This is a genomic window from Bradyrhizobium sp. SZCCHNR1015 (assembly GCF_032489875.1).
Taxonomy (GTDB): Bacteria; Pseudomonadota; Alphaproteobacteria; order Rhizobiales; family Xanthobacteraceae; genus Bradyrhizobium.
This window is the reverse complement of the sequence record NZ_JAUEYW010000007.1, coordinates 166,267-185,775: the sequence shown is the minus strand read 5'-3', so window position 1 is coordinate 185,775 and position 19,509 is coordinate 166,267. Positions and strand designations below refer to the sequence as shown.

Genomic DNA, 19,509 nt, shown 5'->3' with positions numbered 1-19,509 from the left:
TTTTTTTGGCTTTGGCCGACAAGGATGGCGCCCACGACGAGGCGCCCCGTGACAGACTATACCGATATTGCGATCATTGGCGGCGGCTTGGCCGGCTCGATCACGGCCGCCATGCTCGGGCGTGCTGGCATCCCGGCGATTCTGGTCGATCCCCACGCGATCTCCCCGCCCGACTTTCGAATCGAGAAGATCTCCGGTGCCGGGCAGATCGGCCGATTCCGTCGCACCGGGATCGCCGACAAGGCGTTAACCCAAGCCACCCTGACCCCGGAGAACTGGATCGCCCGATTCGGCTACGTGCTCGAACGGGCTCCGGTCCCGCAATACGGCATCCTTTACGACACGCTGGTGACGGCCGTGCGCGACGAGATCCGCGGCCGCGTGACGCGAATCGTCGCCAAGGCCGTGGCGATCACGCCAGGCGAGGATCGCCAGTCGGTCGTGCTGTCCAACGGGCAGACGATCTCCGCCCGTCTCGTCGTGCTCGCCAACGGGCTGAACGTTGGGCTGCGGCACATGCTGGGAATCACCCGCAAGATCACCAGCCCCGCCCATTCGATCTCGATCGGGTTCGACCTGACGCCGGCCGGCCGCGCCGCCTTCCCGTTCCCGGCCATGACCTACTTCCAGGAGCGGGCCGACGCGCGGGTGCCCTACATCACCCTGTTCCCGATCGGCGAGCGCATGCGGGCGAACCTGTTCGCCTATCGCGAGGTGGACGACCCCTGGCTGCGGGCGATCCGGCGCGCCCCGGTCGAAACGCTGATGGCCGCCCTGCCCGGCCTGCGGCGGATCACCGGCCCATACGCCGTGAGGGGGGAAGTGAAGGTCCGCCCCGCCGACCTCACCATCAACACTGGATACCGCATGCCGGGCGTCGTGCTCGTCGGCGATGCCTTCTGCACCACCTGCCCCGTCACCGGCACCGGCTCCGACAAGGTGTTCACCGACGTCGAGCGCCTCTGCAACGTCCACATTCCGCGCTGGCTGGCGACTGACGGCATGGGCGAGGCCAAGATCGCGGCCTTCTATGCCGACCCGGTCAAGATCGCCTGCGATGCGTGGTCGCTCGACAAGGCCTGGAATTTCCGATCGGTCTCGATCGGGGCCAGCCCCTATTGGCAGGCACAACGCTGGGCGCGCTTTGCGGTCTCGCTCGGCCGCGGGATTCAGCAGCGGCTGACGAAGACCAATGCGCCGCTCAACGTCTATTCCTCATCATCGTCGTCATCCTCCTCATCATCGCTGTCGTCGTCGGCCTGATCGAGCCGGCTCGGCTGATGGCCCTGGTCGTCCCAGAGCTTGCGATAGGTCCCATTCTTCGCCAGGAGCTCGGCGTGGCTACCGCGCTCGATCGCCCGGCCGCCGGAGATGACGATGATCTCGTCCATCTCGACCACCGAGGTCAGGCGGTGGGTCGACCAGATCATGGTACGGCCCTTGGCGACCTTCAGCAGGGTGCGGTTGATCGCGGCTTCCGTGGTCTGGTCCAGCGCCGAGGTCGCCTCGTCGAGCAGCAGCACGGACGGGTTGCGGATGATGGCGCGGGCGATCGCGATGCGCTGGCGCTGGCCACCGGACAGCGTGTCGCCGCGCTCGCCGACGATGGTGTCGTATTTCTGCGGCAGGCTCATGATGTAGCGGTGGATCTCGGCCTTCTTGGCCGCCTCCTCCACCTCCGCGTCGGTGGCGCCCTCCTTGCCGAGCCGGATGTTTTCCCGCAGCGACATGTTGAACAGCATGTTCTCCTGGAACACCACGGCCATGCTGCCGCGCAACGAATCGCGCGTCACCTTGCGGATGTCGACGCCGTCGATGGTGACGCGGCCTTCATCGGGCACATAGAGCCGCAGGATCAGGTTGAGCAGCGTGCTCTTGCCCGAGCCCGACGGACCGACGATCGCGATCCGCTTGCCGACGTCGAGCTTGAGGCTCAGATTGTCGAGCACCGGCGTCTGGCTGCCCTCGTACTGGAAGGTCACGCGCTCGAAGGTGATGTCGTGGCTGATGCGGGGCAGATCCGGCGCGCCGGGCCGGTCGGCACCGCGGGTCGGCTCGTCCAACAACTCCTGCATGTGCCGGATCGCGGCCGCCGACGAGATCGACACCGGCACGAAGTGCATCACATGGGCGATGTTGTAGGACACCTCCCAGAATGCGCTTTCGAAGGTAACGAAGGTGCCGATCGTGATCTGGCCCTTGGTGGCGAGATAGGCGCCGAGAGCGAGCACGACGAGATGCAGCAGCAGCACCGAGATCGTGACGGTGCGCTCGACCATGGTCGACAGGAACATCGCATCGGCCATCTTGCGCCGCGCCGCGTCGTTGCGGAAGCTGAACCAGCCGAACACCTTGCGGTGCAGGCTGAAGGCCTTGATGACGGCTTGCGCCGCGATGTTCTCCTGGATCACGCCGAGCAGCGACGCTTCGTTCAGTTTCTGCTCGTAATTGGCCTGAACCGCCTTCGGAGTCAGGATGCGCGGGCCGATCAGGGTGATCGGAAACACCAGGAGCGCGATCGCAGCGAGCTGCCAGTTCAGGAACAGCATCAGAATGATGCCCGCAATCAGCTCGAGGAACGGCAGCACGGCGCTGTTGGCGAAGCTCTTCACGACGTTCTCGAACGCCGACATGTCGACCGAGAAGCGCGACAGGATCTCGCCGCGCTTGGTGCGCTGGAAATAGGCCGCCGGCAGGTTCTGCACGTGGTCGAACAGCCGGGTGCGGACATCCGAGATGACGCAGGCCGCCAGCCGCGCATCCCAGCGCTCGTAGAGCACGGCAATGATCGAGGTGACGATGCCTGCAACCGCCAGCACGCCGAGGATGCGATAGAGCGCCTCGAAATCCTCTTCGCCGAGCGCATCGTCGATCAGGAACTTGAGGCTGAGCGGCATGATGACGTTGAACAGGGTCTCGATCAGCACGCCGATCGACACGAAGGCCAGCATCTTCTTGTATTTCGCGAGCAGCGGCGAGACGAAGCCGTAGATGGTCGCGAGCGCGCCGGCGGCCTCCCGCGCGGTGTAGACGACGAGATCCTCGTCGTCATCGTCGTCGTCGAGATCGTCGTCCTCGTCCTCGCCGTCCTCGTCGCCATCATCGTCGGAAGGCGACGGCGCAGGCTTGCTGGCCTGTGGCGGCTTTGAGGGCTGCGCCGGCTTTGAAGGCGGCGCCGGCTCTGGCGGCTGTGCCGCCTTGGTCGCCTCCGGCGGCGTGCCGGCCAGTAACGGCTCGGAGGGCTGCAGCGCTTCGGTGGTCGGCGGCAGGGCGGCGGCCGGTGCTTGAGTTGCCGGCGGCGATTCGGGTGTCGTTGGCGTCGCGGCGGTTCCGGAAAGCCGCTTTGCGATCTCGGCAGCGGCGCCGGCGGCAGCCGCAATTCGTTCGCCAGCGATCCGATCGTCTTCGGTCTGACCGGGCGCAGCCGAGGCCGAACCGGATTTCGAGCCTCGCTTCGAGCCTGATTTGGAGGCCGGACCCGACCCTGACTTGGACTCTGGTTTCTTGGGCGCCATGCAACCAACCGAAGCAGCGTGGCCGACGACGCGCCAGCCTTGCGCGTCAGGCCTTTAACATCTGCACGGCGCCGCGGCCAGCGTCCTCAGTCTTCGTCCTCGACCTTGTCGAAGAACGAGTAACGCAGGCTGTCCGCGTCGGCGTACCATTGGCCCGGGCCTTTGTTGGCCGCGAGCGTCGCGGCCCACACCTCGTCGGTGCAGTCGCGGCGATGCATGGCAAGATCGAAGCCGTTGCCGAAGAACAGCTCCGACCACTCCCACCAGGTGCCGAGCTTCTTGACCCCGCGCAGCAGGTCGTAGCGGTCGACGAGCGCCGGAGCCATGTCCGAGGTGATCGAGCCGAACACGAGGCCGGTCTTGACGACGCGGTTCAGTTCGCGAATCGCGCGCGCAACCTGCTTGTCACCGAGGTGGCAGAGGCTGGTCTCGAACACGAAATCGAACTCGCCGGTCTTGAACGGCATGTCCGTGATCGAGCCGAGCTTGTTGTACTTCTTGAGCGCCTTCGGCGTCTTGCCGTGGATGTAGCGGTTGTTTTCGATGCCCCAGGCATCGATGCCGCGCTCGCGGAGCGCTCCCACCAGTTCACCGCTCGCGGAGCCGGCGACCAGGAGCTTGTAGCCTTTGCCCTTGCCGGCCCGGTTCCAGACGATCTTGATCAGGCTGGTCAGATAGTCCGGATCGGTGAACTGCGACCACGCTTCGCTGTACGGCCCCTGCCCGCGATATTTGTCGAAATAGTCCCGGTCGATCTTGTCCGACAGCGGCATCTCGGCCTGCGAGCGGACGCGGCGCAGCCGCATCATTTCGGTCAGGATGATGTCGGTGGCGGCGTCCGAGGAATCGAGCAGTCCGTTCAAGGTCGAATCGAACAGGTAGTCACCGACCACGACGATGCCGGGGTGCTCCTTCGGCTCAGGCCGGTGATTGGTCATGACGTCGCGTACCGGCAGACCGCCGGGCAGCGCGTTGACGGACGACAGCCAGCGATGGATCTTGCCTTCCATGAAGTGCGCGCGCGCGTCGCCGAGCGCCGCCGGGAGCGACTTCAGCGCGGCATCGATCAGTTCCTGGTCCGACAGGTTGGCGAAGGCGAGCGCATCCGAGCCTGCGATCAGCCAGTTGAGCACGCCGTGCTTGCCGACATCGTGGCGCGAGCCCTCGTTGTAGATGCAGCAGCCGCCGAACGCCTCCGACATGAACCAGGAGCCCGGAATCTTCTCGCCCCAGAACGGCTCGTCGAACAGGATCGAGACGCGCAGGTAGTGCGCGGGACGATCGAAATAGGCGATGTGCTTGATCATCGACTGGCGCAGCTTCTCGCCCTCCCAGCCGACCGTCGACAGCCAGGAATGCGGCAGGCACACCAGCACGAGATCGAACTCGCGCGTCTCCGGCCCCTTGCCGTTCATCATGTTGAGCCGGTAGCGGCCCGCCTCCGTCTTGCCGATGCGGAGCACGCGATGATTGAGCTGGATGTCGGCATCGACCTCGGAGCGCAGGCACTCGATCAGTTGCTCGTTGCCGTTCTGAATCGAGTACAGGCCGATATAGTCGTCGATATCCATCACGAAGTTCTTGAGCGCATTGAGGCCGTTGGTGTTGTGGGCCTCGGTCGCGAGGTCGGAGCGCGACATCACCTTGAAGAAGCGCTTGGCGGTGGGATCCTCGACCTCCTCATCGAGCAGCTCCTCGCAGGTCTTGTAGGCCCAGGGGTGCTCGTTGTCGTGGGCGCCGACGCCCTCGTAATATTCGACCGGCGACATCACGTCGGTGCAGCGCTTGCGGAACGCCTCGACCGCGGCGGCCGTCTTCGGCCCGTATTTGCGGCGCAGCCCCGGCACGTCGTCGAGCAGCTCGCCGTCGAGCTGGACCTGCAGCGCATCCATCGGAATCGTCTGCAGCCCGAAATGCTGGATCAGCTCGCGCAGCGGATCAGGGCCGGTCATCGAGTAGTCGTAGATTTCTGCGACACCAGCCTCGTACATCGCCGGAGCGGTATCGAACTTGCGCGTCACGATCTTGCCGCCGAGCCGGTCGGATGCCTCGTAGATCGTCACCTTGCAGAGATCGCCGAGTTTGCGCCTCAGATACCAGGCGCTCATCAGGCCACCCGGACCGCCACCAACAATCGCAAGGTCAAGCATCGAAGTTCCGCCATCTCCGGCTGTCAGCGACGTTGCCGGTCGTCCATATCAGGGGTCCTGCCACCCTCGGGGCTCGATCGGCCATAGCGTACCCGGCCCGCAGAAGGTTTGCGCCGGAGCAAATCGGCGCATCGCCACGGGAGTCGACGGAAATCAGCTCAGCGGATCTGATGCTTCCAAAAGCGCCTCTGTCCCTGAAGGGAAGATGAACAACGGGGCAGCAGCGCGGCAACAGGAGAAGAAAATGTCAAAAAAAGGCCGGCAAACGCCGGCCTTTTCTACGCGTGATGAACGCACGGCAGACCCCGACACCGTCAGGGTCATGCCGCAACCGTCCGTTACTCTGCCGGCGGCAGCGCGAGCGGCTGAGGCTCGGGCTGCGCCGGCACGATCGCCGCCTGCTTCTCGCGCTCGTCGAGAATCAGCTTGTCGCGCTTCAAGGCGACCTCGCGGATGCGGGCCATCGAGGCGCCGGTGCCGGCCGGGATCAGACGGCCGACGATGACGTTCTCCTTGAGACCCTCGAGCGGATCGATCTTGCCGTTGACCGCCGCCTCGGTGAGGACGCGGGTGGTCTCCTGGAACGAGGCCGCCGAGAAGAACGACCGGGTCTGCAGGCTCGCCTTGGTGATGCCGAGCAGAACCGGAGTGCCCGTGGCCGGCTTCTTCGCCTCCTCCACGGCCTTCGCGTTGAGCAGGTCGAACTCGATCTTGTCGACCTGTTCGCCCGAGATCATGTCGGTATCGCCCTGGTCGGTGATCTCCACCTTCTGCAGCATCTGACGGACAATCACCTCGATGTGCTTGTCGTTGATGAGCACGCCCTGCAGCCGGTAGACCTCCTGGATCTCGTTGACCAGATAGGCCGCGAGCTCCTCGATGCCCTTGATCGCCAGGATGTCGTGCGGCGCCGGGTTGCCTTCGACGATGAAGTCGCCCTTCTCGACGATGTCGCCATCCTGCAGATGGATGTGCTTGCCCTTCGGGATCAGGTACTCGCGCGGCTCCTCGGTCTTGTCGACCGGCTCGATCGAGATGCGACGCTTGTTCTTGTAGTCGCGACCGAACCGGATGGTGCCGGCGATCTCGGCGATGATCGCGGCATCCTTCGGCTTGCGCGCTTCGAACAGCTCCGCCACCCGCGGCAGACCGCCGGTGATGTCGCGCGTCTTGGCGCTTTCCGTCGAGATACGCGCCAGGATGTCGCCCGGCTTCACCGTCGAACCGACGTCCACCGACAGAATCGCGTCGACCGACAGCATGTAGCGGGCATCGCCGCCGCGGGCGAGCTTGAGCACCTTGCCGTCCTTGCCCTTGATCACGATTGCCGGACGCAGATCCGCGCCACCGCGCGTTCCACGCCAGTCGATGACCACGCGCTTGGCGATACCGGTGGATTCGTCGAGCGTTTCCGAGATCGACAGACCCTCGGTCAGATCCTCGAACCCGATCGTACCCTCGGCTTCCGTGAGGATCGGACGGGTATAAGGATCCCACTCGGCGATGCGCTGGCCGCGCTTGATCATGTCGCCGTCGTCGACATGCATGCGCGCGCCGTACTGGATGCGGTGCGTCGCACGCTCGGTGCCGTCGGGGTCGACGATCGTCACGACCATGTTGCGGACCATCGCGATCAGGTGACCCTCGCTGTTGCGGGCGATCGCCTTGTTCTTGATGACCACCTTGCCTTCGAAGTTCGATTCCACGAAGGACTGCTCGTTCAGCTGCGCCGCACCACCGATGTGGAACGTGCGCATCGTCAGCTGGGTGCCGGGCTCACCGATCGACTGCGCGGCGATGACGCCGACGGCCTCACCGTGGTTGACCGGCGTACCGCGCGCCAGATCGCGGCCGTAGCACATCTTGCAGATGCCGTTGACCAGCTCGCAGGTCAGCGCCGAGCGGATCTTCACCTCCTGCACGCCAGCCTGCTGGATGGCGTCGATGTGGCTTTCCTCCATCAAGGTGCCGGCCTTGACCAGCACCGCGTTGGTCGCGGGATCGCGCACGTCGTCGCAGGGCACGCGGCCCAGGATGCGCGAGCCGAGCGAGGCCACGACCGTGCCGGCATCGACGATGGCGCGCATCTTGATGCCGAGATGGGTGCCGCAATCGTCCTGCGTGATGATGCAGTCCTGCGCCACGTCGACCAGACGGCGGGTCAGGTAGCCCGAGTTCGCGGTCTTCAACGCGGTGTCCGCGAGGCCCTTGCGGGCGCCGTGGGTCGAGTTGAAGTACTCGAGAACCGAGAGACCTTCCTTGAAGTTCGAGATGATCGGCGTCTCGATGATCTCACCCGACGGCTTGGCCATCAGGCCGCGCATGCCGGCGAGCTGACGCATCTGGGCCGGCGAACCGCGGGCACCGGAATGCGACATCATGTAGATCGAGTTGATGTCGGCATCCGCCCCCGTCGCCGTCTTCTTGGTGACGGAGATCTCCTTCATCATCTCCTTGGCGATCTCTTCCGAGGCCTTCGACCAGGCGTCGACGACCTTGTTGTACTTCTCGCCATGGGTGATCAGACCGTCATTGTACTGCTGCTCGAAATCCTTCGCCAGCGTACGGGTGGTGTCGACGATCTTCCACTTGCCCGCCGGCACGACCATGTCGTCCTTGCCGAACGAGATGCCCGCCTTGAAGGCGTTGTAGAAGCCGAGCGCCATGATGCGGTCGCAGAAGATCACCGTCTCCTTCTGGCCGCAGTGACGATAGACCTGATCGATCACGCCCGAGATCTCGCGCTTGGTCATCAGCTTGTTGATGACCTCGAACGTCACGCGCGGATGCTTCGGCAGCAGGTTGCCGAGCATCACGCGGCCCGCGGTGGTCTCGATCCAGCGCTTGGCGATCTTGCCTTCCTCGTTCATCCCCTCCCAGCGGTACTTGATCTTGCTGTGGAGATGGATGGCCTTGGCGTGCAGCGCATGCTCGAGCTCGGCCATGTTGCCGAACGCCATGCCCTGGCCGGGCATGCCTTCGCGCATGATCGAGACGTAGTAGAGACCGAGCACGATGTCCTGCGACGGCACGATGATCGGCTGACCATTGGCCGGATGCAGGATGTTGTTGGTCGACATCATCAGGACGCGCGCTTCCAGCTGCGCTTCGAGCGACAGCGGAACGTGCACGGCCATCTGGTCGCCGTCGAAGTCGGCGTTGAACGCCGAGCAGACCAGCGGATGCAGCTGGATCGCCTTGCCCTCGATCAGCACCGGCTCGAACGCCTGGATGCCGAGGCGATGCAGCGTCGGCGCGCGGTTCAGCAGCACCGGATGCTCGCGGATGACCTCGTCCAGGATGTCCCAGACCTCGGGACGCTCCTTCTCGACCAGCTTCTTGGCCTGCTTGACGGTCGTCGACAGGCCCTTGGCGTCGAGCCGCGAGTAGATGAACGGCTTGAACAGCTCGAGCGCCATCTTCTTCGGCAGGCCGCACTGATGCAGGCGCAGCTCGGGACCCACCACGATGACCGAGCGGCCGGAATAGTCGACGCGCTTGCCGAGCAGGTTCTGACGGAAGCGGCCCTGCTTGCCCTTCAGCATGTCCGCGAGCGACTTCAGCGGACGCTTGTTGGCGCCGGTGATGACGCGGCCGCGGCGGCCGTTGTCGAACAGCGCATCGACCGCCTCCTGAAGCATGCGCTTCTCGTTGCGGATGATGATGTCCGGCGCGCGCAGCTCCATCAACCGCTTCAGGCGGTTGTTGCGGTTGATGACGCGGCGGTAGAGGTCGTTGAGGTCCGAGGTCGCGAAGCGGCCGCCGTCGAGCGGCACCAGCGGCCGCAGATCCGGCGGGATCACCGGAACAACGGTCATGATCATCCATTCCGGCTTGTTGCCGGAGTGGCGGAACGCCTCGACGATCTTCAGACGCTTGGCGAGCTTCTTGTGCTTGATGTCGGAGTCGGTCTCCTGCATCTCGGCACGCAGCGTCTGCTCGAGCTTCTCGAGCTCGAGGCCGCGCAGCAGCTCACGGATGGCCTCGGCGCCGATCATGGCGGTGAAGCTGTCCTGGCCGTATTCGTCCTGCGCCTTGAGGTACTCGTCCTCCGACAGCAGCTGACGGTCCTTGAGCGCGGTCAGACCCGGCTCGAGGACGACGTAGTATTCGAAGTACAGGATCCGCTCGAGATCCTTCAGCGTCATGTCGAGCAGCAGGCCGATGCGCGACGGCAGCGACTTCAGGAACCAGATGTGCGCGACCGGAGCGGCGAGCTCGATATGGCCCATGCGCTCGCGCCGGACACGCGACAAGGTCACCTCGACCGAGCACTTCTCGCAGATGATGCCCTTGTACTTCATCCGCTTGTACTTGCCGCACAAGCACTCGTAGTCCTTGATCGGCCCGAAGATGCGGGCGCAGAACAGGCCGTCGCGCTCGGGCTTGAAGGTACGGTAGTTGATCGTTTCCGGCTTCTTGATCTCGCCGTAGGACCAGGACAGAATCTTCTCCGGAGACGCAATCGAGATCCGGATCTGGTCGAAGACCTGAGCCGGCGTCGTCGGATTGAAGAGATTCATAATTTCTTGGTTCATCGTATTCTCCTCGCGGGCCGATCGGGGGTCGGCCGCAAATTCGAAAATCTCTCAACGGGCGCCTTGTCCTGACCCGCGGGGGAAGGCGCCGGCACCCGGCCGTCCGAGACGGCCGGGCCTGACCTCTTGACCTACTCGGCAGCTTCCGACGTCGGCGCCGGTCCGAGCTTGGAGTTGTGCAGGTCGACGTTGAGGCCGAGCGAGCGCATTTCCTTGACCAGCACGTTGAACGATTCCGGAATACCGGCCTCGAACGTGTCGTCGCCGCGCACGATCGCCTCGTAGACCTTGGTGCGGCCGGCGACGTCGTCCGACTTCACCGTCAGCATCTCCTGCAGCGTGTAGGCGGCGCCATAGGCTTCGAGCGCCCACACCTCCATTTCGCCGAAACGCTGGCCGCCGAACTGGGCCTTGCCGCCCAGCGGCTGCTGGGTGACCAGCGAGTACGGGCCGATCGAGCGCGCATGGATCTTGTCGTCGACGAGATGGTGCAGCTTCAGCATGTAGATGTAGCCGACCGTCACCTTGCGATCGAATGCATCGCCGGTGCGGCCGTCATAGACCGTCGACTGACCGGATGCGTCGAGGCCGGCGAGCTTCAACATCTCCTCGATGTCGGCCTCCTTGGCGCCGTCGAACACCGGCGTGGCGATCGGCACGCCGCGGCTCAGATTGTGACCAAGCTCGATCAACTCGTTGTCGTTGAGCGACTTGATGGTCTCGTCGTCGCCGTAGATCCGCTTCAAGGTCTCCTTCAGCGGCTTGACGTCCTGCTTCGACAGGTAGGCATCGACCGTCTGGGCGATACGCTTGCCGAGGCCGGCGCAAGCCCAGCCCAGATGGGTCTCGAGGATCTGCCCGACGTTCATGCGCGAGGGCACGCCGAGCGGGTTCAGCACGATGTCCGCATGGGTGCCGTCCTCGAGGAACGGCATGTCCTCGATCGGCACGATCTTGGACACGACGCCCTTGTTGCCGTGACGGCCGGCCATCTTGTCGCCCGGCTGGATCTTGCGCTTCACGGCGACGAAGACCTTGACCATCTTCATCACGCCGGGCGGCAGCTCGTCGCCACGCTGCAGCTTCTCGACCTTGTCGAGGAAGCGCTGTTCCAGCCCCTTCTTCGACTCGTCGTACTGCTTCCGCATGGCCTCGATCTCGGCCATCAGCTTGTCGTTCGGCGATGCGAACAGCCACCACTGCGACTTCGGATACTCGTCGAGCACCGCGCGGGTGATCTTGGTGTCCTTCTTGAAGCCCTTCGGACCGGAAATGCCCTGGCGGCCATCCAGCATGTCGGCGAGACGGCTGTAGACGTTGCGGTCCAGGATCGCCTGCTCGTCGTCGCGGTCCTTGGCCAGACGCTCGATCTCTTCCCGCTCGATCGCCAGCGCACGCTCGTCCTTGTCGACGCCGTGGCGGTTGAACACGCGGACTTCGACGATCGTGCCCTGCACGCCCGGCGGCACCCGCAGCGACGTGTCGCGGACGTCCGAGGCCTTTTCGCCGAAGATGGCGCGCAGCAGCTTCTCTTCCGGCGTCATCGGGCTCTCGCCCTTCGGCGTGATCTTGCCGACCAGGATGTCGCCGGCGCGCACTTCCGCGCCGATGTAGACGATGCCGGCTTCGTCGAGGTTCTTCAGCGCCTCCTCCGACACGTTCGGAATGTCGCGCGTGATTTCCTCCGGACCCAGCTTGGTGTCGCGGGCCATCACCTCGAATTCCTCGATGTGGATCGAGGTGAAGACGTCCTCCTTCACGATCCGCTCGGAGAGCAGGATGGAGTCCTCGAAGTTGTAGCCGTTCCACGGCATGAACGCGACCAGCACGTTGCGGCCGAGCGCGAGCTCGCCGAGATCGGTCGACGGACCGTCAGCGATGATGTCGCCCTTCTTGACGATGTCGCCCACCTTCACCAGCGGGCGCTGGTTGATGCAGGTCGACTGGTTCGAGCGCTGATACTTCATCAGCCGATAGATATCGACGCCCGACTTGGTCGGATCGAGATCCTCGGTGGCGCGGATGACGACGCGGGTGGCGTCGATCTGGTCGATCACGCCCGAGCGGCGCGCCGCGATGGCGGCGCCCGAGTCACGGGCGACCACGCCTTCCATGCCGGTGCCGACGAACGGCGCCTCGGCGCGAACCAGCGGCACCGCCTGGCGCTGCATGTTCGAGCCCATCAGCGCGCGGTTGGCGTCGTCGTTCTCGAGGAACGGGATCAGCGCCGCGGCCACCGAAACCAGCTGCTTCGGCGACACGTCCATGTAGTCGACCTTGTCGGGCGTCATCGGCACGACTTCGCCGGCATGACGGCAGACCACGAGGTCCTCGGTGAAGCGGCCCTTGGCATCGAGCGGCACGTTGGCCTGCGCGACGCGGTAGCGCCCTTCCTCCATGGCGGACAGATACACCACCTCGTCGGTAACGCGGCCGTCCTTGACCTTGCGGTACGGCGTCTCGACGAAGCCATACTTGTTGACGCGGGCGAATGTCGCCAGCGAGTTGATCAGGCCGATGTTCGGACCTTCCGGCGTCTCGATCGGGCAGATGCGGCCGTAATGCGTCGGATGCACGTCGCGCACCTCGAAGCCGGCGCGCTCGCGGGTCAGACCGCCCGGTCCAAGCGCCGACAGGCGGCGCTTGTGGGTGATCTCCGACAGCGGATTGGTCTGGTCCATGAACTGCGACAGCTGCGACGAGCCGAAGAACTCGCGCACCGCGGCCGCGGCCGGCTTGGCGTTGATCAGGTCCTGCGGCATCACGGTGTCGATGTCGACGCTCGACATGCGCTCCTTGATGGCGCGCTCCATGCGCAAGAGACCGATGCGGTACTGGTTCTCCATCAGCTCGCCGACCGAGCGGACGCGGCGATTGCCGAGATGGTCGATGTCGTCGATCTCGCCCTTGCCATCGCGCAGGTCGACCAGGGTCTTGATGACCGCCAGGATGTCTTCCTTGCGCAGCGTGCGCTGGGTGTCCGGCGCATCCAGCTCGAGGCGCATGTTCATCTTGACGCGGCCGACCGCGGAGAGGTCGTAGCGCTCGGCATCGAAGAACAGCGACTGGAACATCGCCTGCGCGGAATCGAGCGTCGGCGGCTCACCCGGACGCATCACGCGGTAGATATCGAACAGCGCGTCCTCACGCGTCATGTTCTTGTCCGCCGAGAGCGTGTTGCGGATGTAGGGGCCGACATTGACGTGGTCGATGTCGAGCAGCGGCAGGTCCTTGTAGCCCTGCTCGTTCAGCACCTTGAACAGCTTGTCGGTGATCTCCTCGCCCGCCTCGGCGTAGATTTCGCCGGTCTTCGGGTTGACGAGATCCTCGGCGATGTAGTTGCCGAGCAGCTCCTCGTCCGACATGCGCAGCGCCTTCAGCCCCTTCTCCTGGAGCTGGCGGGCGGCGCGGACGGTGAGCTTCTTGCCGGCTTCGAGCACGACCTTGCCGGTGTCGGCGTCGATCAGGTCGTTGACGGTCGAATAGCCGCGGAAGCGGTTGGCGTCGAACGGAACGCGCCAGCCTTCCTTGATGCGCTTGTAGATCAGCTTCTTGTAGAAGGTCGACAGGATGGTCTCGCCGTCGAGGCCGAGCGCGAACATCAGCGACGTCACCGGCAGCTTGCGGCGACGGTCGATGCGCGCGAACACGATGTCCTTGGCGTCGAACTCGATGTCGAGCCAGGAGCCGCGATACGGAATGACGCGCGCGGCGAACAGCAGCTTGCCCGACGAATGGGTCTTGCCCTTGTCGTGGTCGAAGAACACGCCCGGCGAGCGGTGCATCTGCGAGACGATGACGCGCTCGGTGCCGTTGACGATGAAGGTGCCGTTCATGGTCATGAGCGGGATGTCGCCCATGTACACGTCCTGCTCCTTGATGTCCTTGACCGACTTCGCGCCGGTCTCCTCGTCGATATCGAACACGATGAGGCGCAAGGTCACCTTGAGCGGCGCAGCGAAGGTCATGCCACGCTGACGGCACTCGTCGACGTCATATTTCGGCGGCTCGAACTCGTAGCGGACGAACTCCAGCATCGAGGTGCCGGAGAAGTCGGAGATCGGGAACACCGAGCGGAACACCGCCTGCAGGCCCTCATCCGGCCGCCCGCCCGTGGGCTCGTCCACCATCAGGAACTGGTCGTAGGACGCCTTCTGAACCTCGATGAGGTTCGGCATCTCCGCGACTTCCTTGATGTGTCCAAAGAACTTGCGAACGCGTTTGCGACCGGTGAATGTCTGCTGCGCCATCGTGGCCTCTCATTTCGTCGCCCGGAGGGGCGAACCTTCCGAAACAGCGGCTGCCACCGCCCCTTCGGGTTGAATTTCGATCCATTTCGAGGATCTGAGGCTCAAAGCCGGAACGGAAACGTCCCAGATCTGTTCTTCAGACCAGCAAAACGCAAAACGACGCGCGAGGCGCGAGGACGCACCCGCTCGTCACAACCATCTCGTCACGGACTGCAAAAGCCCGAAATTGCCTATCTCCCAGCGGCTTACGGACGGAGACGCCACTCCACCGATCAACCGGCTTTTCGTGCTGCCGACCCAATATGGGTTGACAATAATCGAGATTCGAGAGCGAAGCCCCCAAATCTCCACACTTTTCCGTGTTCAGCCCACAACAGACGGTTCCGTTGCACGCCTTTTGCAGTGATTCCGAGCCGCGCCCAATACCCCTGCAAAACTCCTTGTCCACATGATGACCGGGCGATGTTACCACCCGGCCATCATAATCTCTCGAAAGCCCCGGACCTGCCCATGGCAGCCCGGGGACTTCGTTCGCGTAATCGAAGCGATTACTTGAGCTCGATCTTGGCGCCAGCCTTCTCGAGCTGAGCCTTGATCTTCTCGGCCTCGTCCTTGTTGACGCCTTCCTTGACCGGCTTCGGAGCGCCCTCGACGAGGTCCTTGGCTTCCTTCAGGCCCAGGCCGGTGATGGCGCGGACTTCCTTGATGACCTCGATCTTCTTGTCGCCAGCCGAAGCCAGGACAACGGTGAACTCGGTCTTCTCTTCCGCCGGAGCGGCAGCGGCGCCACCGGCACCCGGAGCAGCGACGGCCACGGCGGCCGCGGCGGACACGCCCCACTTCTCTTCCAAGAGCTTGGCGAGCTCAGCGGCCTCGAGAACGGTGAGGGCCGAGAGGTCGTCGACGATCTTCTGCAGGTCAGCCATTGAAGTAGTTCCTTGATTTGGTTCGGTTCGAAACCAGGTTGTGAGTGTTTGCGAAGGGCGTCAGGCCGCTTCGCCCTTTGAGGCATGAGCCTGAATGACGCGCGCGACCTTGGCCGCGGGTGCATTGGCGAGCTGGGCGAGCTTGGTCGCCGGAGCCTGGATCAGGCCGACGAGCTTGCCGCGCAGTTCGTCCAGCGACGGCAGCGAGGCCAGAGCCTTGACGCTGTCGACATTCAGGACGGTTGAGCCCATCGAGCCGCCGAGGATGACGAACTTTTCGTTCGCCTTGGCGAATTCGATGGCAACCTTGGGCGCCGCGACAGGATCGTTCGAAGTTGCGATCACGGTCGGCCCCTTCAACAGGGAACCGATGCCGACGACGTCCGTGCCTTCAAGAGCAATTTTGGCGAGACGGTTCTTCGAGACCTTCACCGAGGCGCCAGCCTGCTTCATCTGCATCCGCAGTTTCTGCATCTGAGCCACGGTAAGGCCGGAATAGTGAGCGACGACGGCAACGCCCGTGGTCTTGAAGACCTCGTGCAGCTGCTCGACCGCCTCTTTTTTTGCCGCTCGTTCCACAGCAAGCTCTCTCCGGTTGGCGGCCTTCGCCCGAAAGCGGGACCGCCGGGTTGCACCCGCCGCCCCACCACACCTGACCTCCGGACGGAAGAACCCGAGGACACGCGAGGCAAAACGGCGATGAATAGCCTGCCCTTCCGAAAGCCCCAGGGATCCCTAGGAGGCTCGCGGAGTGTCGAGGTTCGAACCAAACCTGCATGCCACCACGACGAAGGCAGTGGACATGCCGAAATCCGGTCTTCACCCGTCTATGCAGGCTGGATGATTAAGCCATTGAGGAAATTGGATTCCACGCCGGCGCCTGCAGTCTCGGACAGGATCGGGGTGATCGGCGGACCGACCTCCCCTGCGGCATTTTCGAGAGCAGAAAGATCCTTCTTCCTTCCGAGAAATCCAAACGGATATCCTCAAAAGGAATGCTGGCTCCTCTCAACTTTCGGAATGCGCGCACAGGCGCGCCAGCAACAGCCGGCCCGCCTGGAAGCCGGTTCTTTAACCGCTCGATCGCGACTTGCCAAGACCCCAAGAGCAAAAATCGCACCAGTTGGGCCATGCCGTGGAGCCGGGTAGGAGCCCCGTCGCCCGGATGAGCGACAGCCGGCGCGCGGGACGCGCGTTCGGCGATAGCGACGTGCGGGGTCTCACGTGCCCTGCCGGAGAACCCGGATGTCGCTGCGCTCATCAGGGCCACCGGGCATTGCGCGCGCAGGGCGCAATCCCGCCTCAGCCCTTCGGACAGGCCGCTCCGGCGTCGGCCCAGGCCTTGATCAGCTCGCCGAACTGCTTCTGGGTTCCCGGGGCCGGGGTCCGCCCTGCTCCCGGATTCCAGCCCCAGCCGACCAGCTCATCCTCAGCCATATGGTGAATCAGCTGCGCCATGGTCTTGCCGCCGTTGCGATTTGGATCCTTGATCTGTGCGCAGATCTGGCCGAGCGACTTGCCCTGCCAAGCCATCTCGATCGGAGCCAGCTGCCATTTGGGATTACCCGGCACGCGCGCCGCGTCGAAATTGGCCTCGTGGTGGCAGGTCGTGCAGGCGAGCCCGCCGGGCGCACCCATGCCGGCCTCGCCGCGGACCACCAGCGGCTGATGCGGAATCATCCTGTCGGTCTGGGTCGGCCGGTCGCCGGCCGGATGGCAGTTCATGCATCGCGGCGACTGCAGCACCTTTCCGGCCTCTTCGAACAGCGCCACGGCGCGCTCGTCCTTGCTCTTGATCCTGGCGAAGTCCGCCACCGGCTTGAGCCCGCCGGCGACGCGCGTCGCCTCGGGCGCCGCATCGGCGCGCCGCAGTGCCGGCAGGGCTACGATCGCAACCGCAGCCAGGCTGCCAGCGAGCAGCGCCATCGTCGCCGTTCTGAACAGGCTCATGCGGTGTCTCCCGGCCGGATCGGCAGTTGGGTCGGCCGCGGCAGACCTAGCCTGGCCATGGCGTTGGCGACGGCAGGTCCCAGCGGTGGCACGCCGGGCTCGCCGACTCCCGAGGGTTTCTCGGTCGACGGCACGATCGCAACCTCGATCTGCGGCATCTCGTGGATGCGCAGCGAGCGGTAGGTGTCGAAATTGCCCGACACCGGTCGTCCCTCGTCGAGCGGCTGCTGCGCATAGAGGATGTGGCCTAGCGCAAAGCCGATGCCGCCCTCCATCTGGGCGCGGATGATGTCGGGATTGACTGCGACGCCACAGTCGACAGCGCACCAGACCTTATGCACGACCGGTCCGTCGGCGCCCATCGACAGCTCGACCACCTGGGCGACGTAGGTGTTGAAGCTCTCGACCACGGCCACGCCGCGGGCGCGGCCCGCTTCGAGCTTGGCTCCCTTCCAGTCCGCGAGTTCGGCGACCGCCTTGAGCACACCGGCGTGACGCGGCTTGTCGGCCATCATCGCCAGTCGTCCCTCCACAGGATCCTGGCCGGCGGCTTCGAGCAACTGATCGACAAACGCCTCGACGGCGTAGCCGGTATGGGTGTGGCCGACCGAGCGCCACCACAGCACGGGCACGCCGACATCGACCTGATGCAGGTCGCAGCGGAAATTCGGCACCTGGTAAGGGATCTCGTTGGAGCCCTCATAGGCCGTCGAATCGAGGCCGTTCTTCATGGTCATCGCCTCAAACGGCGAGCCCTTCATGATCGACTGCCCGACGATCGTATCCGACCACGCCACGATCTTGCCGTCGCGGACCACACCACGCATCCGGTGCAGGCTGAACGGTCGGTAGTAGCCGCCGCGCATATCATCCTCGCGGGTCCACACCAGCTTGACCGGACGTCCCGGCCCGATCGCTTTGGCGACCTGCGCCAGCTCTGTGGCGACGTGGGTCGACTGCTGCGCCCGCCGGCCGAAGCTGCCACCAGCGAGAATCGTCTTGAGATCGACCTTGGCGATGTCGAGCCCAAGCACCTGCGCGATCACGGCGTGATCAGGCGTCGGAAACTGGCTGCCATAGCGCGCCGAGGCGGTGTCGCCTTTCCAGTGGATGAAGGCGTTGATCGGCTCCATCGGCGCATGGGCCAGATACGGGAAGACGAACTCGGTCTCGATCAGCCTGCCGCCCCTGGCGATCTCGGCGTCAACGTCGCCCTCCTGCTTCACCAGCGCGCCCTGCTTCTTTGCGCGCGCGCGAAACTCCTCCAGCAGTTGCGCCGTCCCGCGCGTCTCCGCCTTGCTGTCGTCCCAGGAGATCTCGAGCAGGTCGCGCGCGGTCTTGGCCGGCCAGAAGCCCTCGGCATAGACGGCGACACCATTTGGCACCTCCTTGACGTCGACGACGCCAGGCACGGCCTTCGCTGCTGATGCGTCGAACGAGGCCACCCTGCCGCCGAAGCGCGGCGAGCGCGCCACCAGCACGGTCAAGGTCCCCGGATCCTTGATGTCGAGCGTATACTCGGCTGAGCCGTTCGACTTCGCCACGCTGTCGAGCCGGGTTACGGCGCCTTCCTTGCCGATCAGCTTGAAGGCGGAGGGATCCTTGAGCTGCGGATTCGCCGGCACCGGCTGCTGCATCGCCTTCGCGGCCAGCGCGCCGAAACCGCTCTGTTTGCCGGAGGGATGTCGGACGATGCCTTTATCGACCGTGATCTCCTCAGCCGGCACCTTCCATTCGTCGGCGGCCGCAGCCACCAGCATCGCGCGCGCGGCGGCGCCGACCTTGCGCATCTGCTCGTAGGAATTGGCGATCGCGCTCGAGCCACCAGTGCCCTGCACCCCGAACAAGAGATTCTTGTAGAGCACCGGATTCGAGGGCGCGTGATCGGCGCGCATCTGCGACCAATCGGCATCGAGCTCCTCGGCCACCAGGGTGGCCATGCCGGTGAACGGGCCCTGTCCGAACTCGATGTGCTTGCAGAGAACGGTGACGGTGTCGTCCTGGCCGATCACCAGAAACGTGTTCGGCGCGATGTTGACGGACTTGGCCGCGGCGCCATCCTGCGCGTAAGCCACACCGTTGCGGGCGACATAGGTGGCGAGCACCAGGCCTGCGCCGGCTTTCAGGAGCGAACGCCGGGACAATGCGGTTGAGGCAGCGGGCTTCACATATGCATTCAT

The 19,509-nt window shown here is 64.6% G+C and carries 9 protein-coding genes; 1 reads left to right on the top strand and 8 read right to left on the bottom strand.

Translation table 11 applies throughout. The features are described 5' to 3' along the window. The first annotated feature begins 48 nt into the window (after window positions 1-48). Window positions 49-1,263, top strand: a complete 1,215-nt coding sequence (locus tag QX128_RS14155) for an NAD(P)/FAD-dependent oxidoreductase (protein ID WP_316237732.1) — start codon at window positions 49-51, stop codon at window positions 1,261-1,263. On the opposite strand, the gene QX128_RS14150 is transcribed toward QX128_RS14155, so the two are convergent. The 8 genes from QX128_RS14150 to QX128_RS14115 all read right to left on the bottom strand — a co-directional run bounded on the left by QX128_RS14150 (window position 1,209) and on the right by QX128_RS14115 (window position 19,509). Beyond that, complete coding sequence (locus QX128_RS14150) at window positions 1,209-3,515, bottom strand: ABC transporter ATP-binding protein (protein ID WP_316237731.1); 2,307 nt, start codon at window positions 3,513-3,515, stop codon at window positions 1,209-1,211. The two genes, QX128_RS14155 and QX128_RS14150, sit on opposite strands and share 55 nt — an antisense overlap. 86 nt (window positions 3,516-3,601) lie before the next feature. Then, window positions 3,602-5,665 (bottom strand): FAD-dependent oxidoreductase, encoded by a 2,064-nt coding sequence (locus QX128_RS14145; protein WP_316237730.1) that lies wholly within the window; start codon window positions 5,663-5,665, stop codon window positions 3,602-3,604. A gap of 338 nt (window positions 5,666-6,003) precedes the next feature. Further along, complete coding sequence (gene rpoC, locus QX128_RS14140; protein WP_315800976.1) at window positions 6,004-10,203, bottom strand: DNA-directed RNA polymerase subunit beta'; 4,200 nt, start codon at window positions 10,201-10,203, stop codon at window positions 6,004-6,006. 131 nt (window positions 10,204-10,334) lie between these two features. Beyond that, window positions 10,335-14,453: a DNA-directed RNA polymerase subunit beta gene (rpoB, locus tag QX128_RS14135; RefSeq protein ID WP_315800977.1), complete on the bottom strand. Its 4,119-nt coding sequence runs from the start codon at window positions 14,451-14,453 to the stop codon at window positions 10,335-10,337. A 548-nt stretch (window positions 14,454-15,001) separates the two neighbouring features. Next, on the bottom strand, window positions 15,002-15,379 hold the full coding sequence (gene rplL / locus QX128_RS14130; RefSeq protein WP_172108050.1) for a 50S ribosomal protein L7/L12: 378 nt from the start codon (window positions 15,377-15,379) through the stop codon (window positions 15,002-15,004). 60 nt (window positions 15,380-15,439) lie between these two features. Next, window positions 15,440-15,958, bottom strand: coding sequence for a 50S ribosomal protein L10 (rplJ, locus tag QX128_RS14125; RefSeq protein ID WP_315801370.1), 519 nt, complete (start codon window positions 15,956-15,958; stop codon window positions 15,440-15,442). A gap of 723 nt (window positions 15,959-16,681) precedes the next feature. Beyond that, window positions 16,682-17,329, bottom strand: a complete 648-nt coding sequence (locus QX128_RS14120; RefSeq protein ID WP_315800978.1) for an Isoquinoline 1-oxidoreductase subunit — start codon at window positions 17,327-17,329, stop codon at window positions 16,682-16,684. Continuing rightward, window positions 17,326-19,509, bottom strand: coding sequence for a xanthine dehydrogenase family protein molybdopterin-binding subunit (locus tag QX128_RS14115; protein ID WP_316237729.1), 2,184 nt, complete (start codon window positions 19,507-19,509; stop codon window positions 17,326-17,328). The genes QX128_RS14120 and QX128_RS14115 overlap by 4 nt, the downstream gene beginning before the upstream one ends.

What these genes read in the sequence shown, in the direction of transcription:
- QX128_RS14150 (WP_316237731.1), bottom strand. Translation starts at nt 3,515, where the DNA reads ATGGCGCCCAAGAAACCAGAGTCCAAGTCAGGGTCGGGTCCGGCCTCC.
- QX128_RS14145 (WP_316237730.1), bottom strand. Translation starts at nt 5,665, where the DNA reads ATGCTTGACCTTGCGATTGTTGGTGGCGGTCCGGGTGGCCTGATGAGC.
- rpoC (WP_315800976.1), bottom strand. Translation starts at nt 10,203, where the DNA reads ATGAACCAAGAAATTATGAATCTCTTCAATCCGACGACGCCGGCTCAG.
- rpoB (WP_315800977.1), bottom strand. Translation starts at nt 14,453, where the DNA reads ATGGCGCAGCAGACATTCACCGGTCGCAAACGCGTTCGCAAGTTCTTT.
- rplL (WP_172108050.1), bottom strand. Translation starts at nt 15,379, where the DNA reads ATGGCTGACCTGCAGAAGATCGTCGACGACCTCTCGGCCCTCACCGTT.
- QX128_RS14120 (WP_315800978.1), bottom strand. Translation starts at nt 17,329, where the DNA reads ATGAGCCTGTTCAGAACGGCGACGATGGCGCTGCTCGCTGGCAGCCTG.
- QX128_RS14115 (WP_316237729.1), bottom strand. Translation starts at nt 19,509, where the DNA reads ATGAATGCATATGTGAAGCCCGCTGCCTCAACCGCATTGTCCCGGCGT.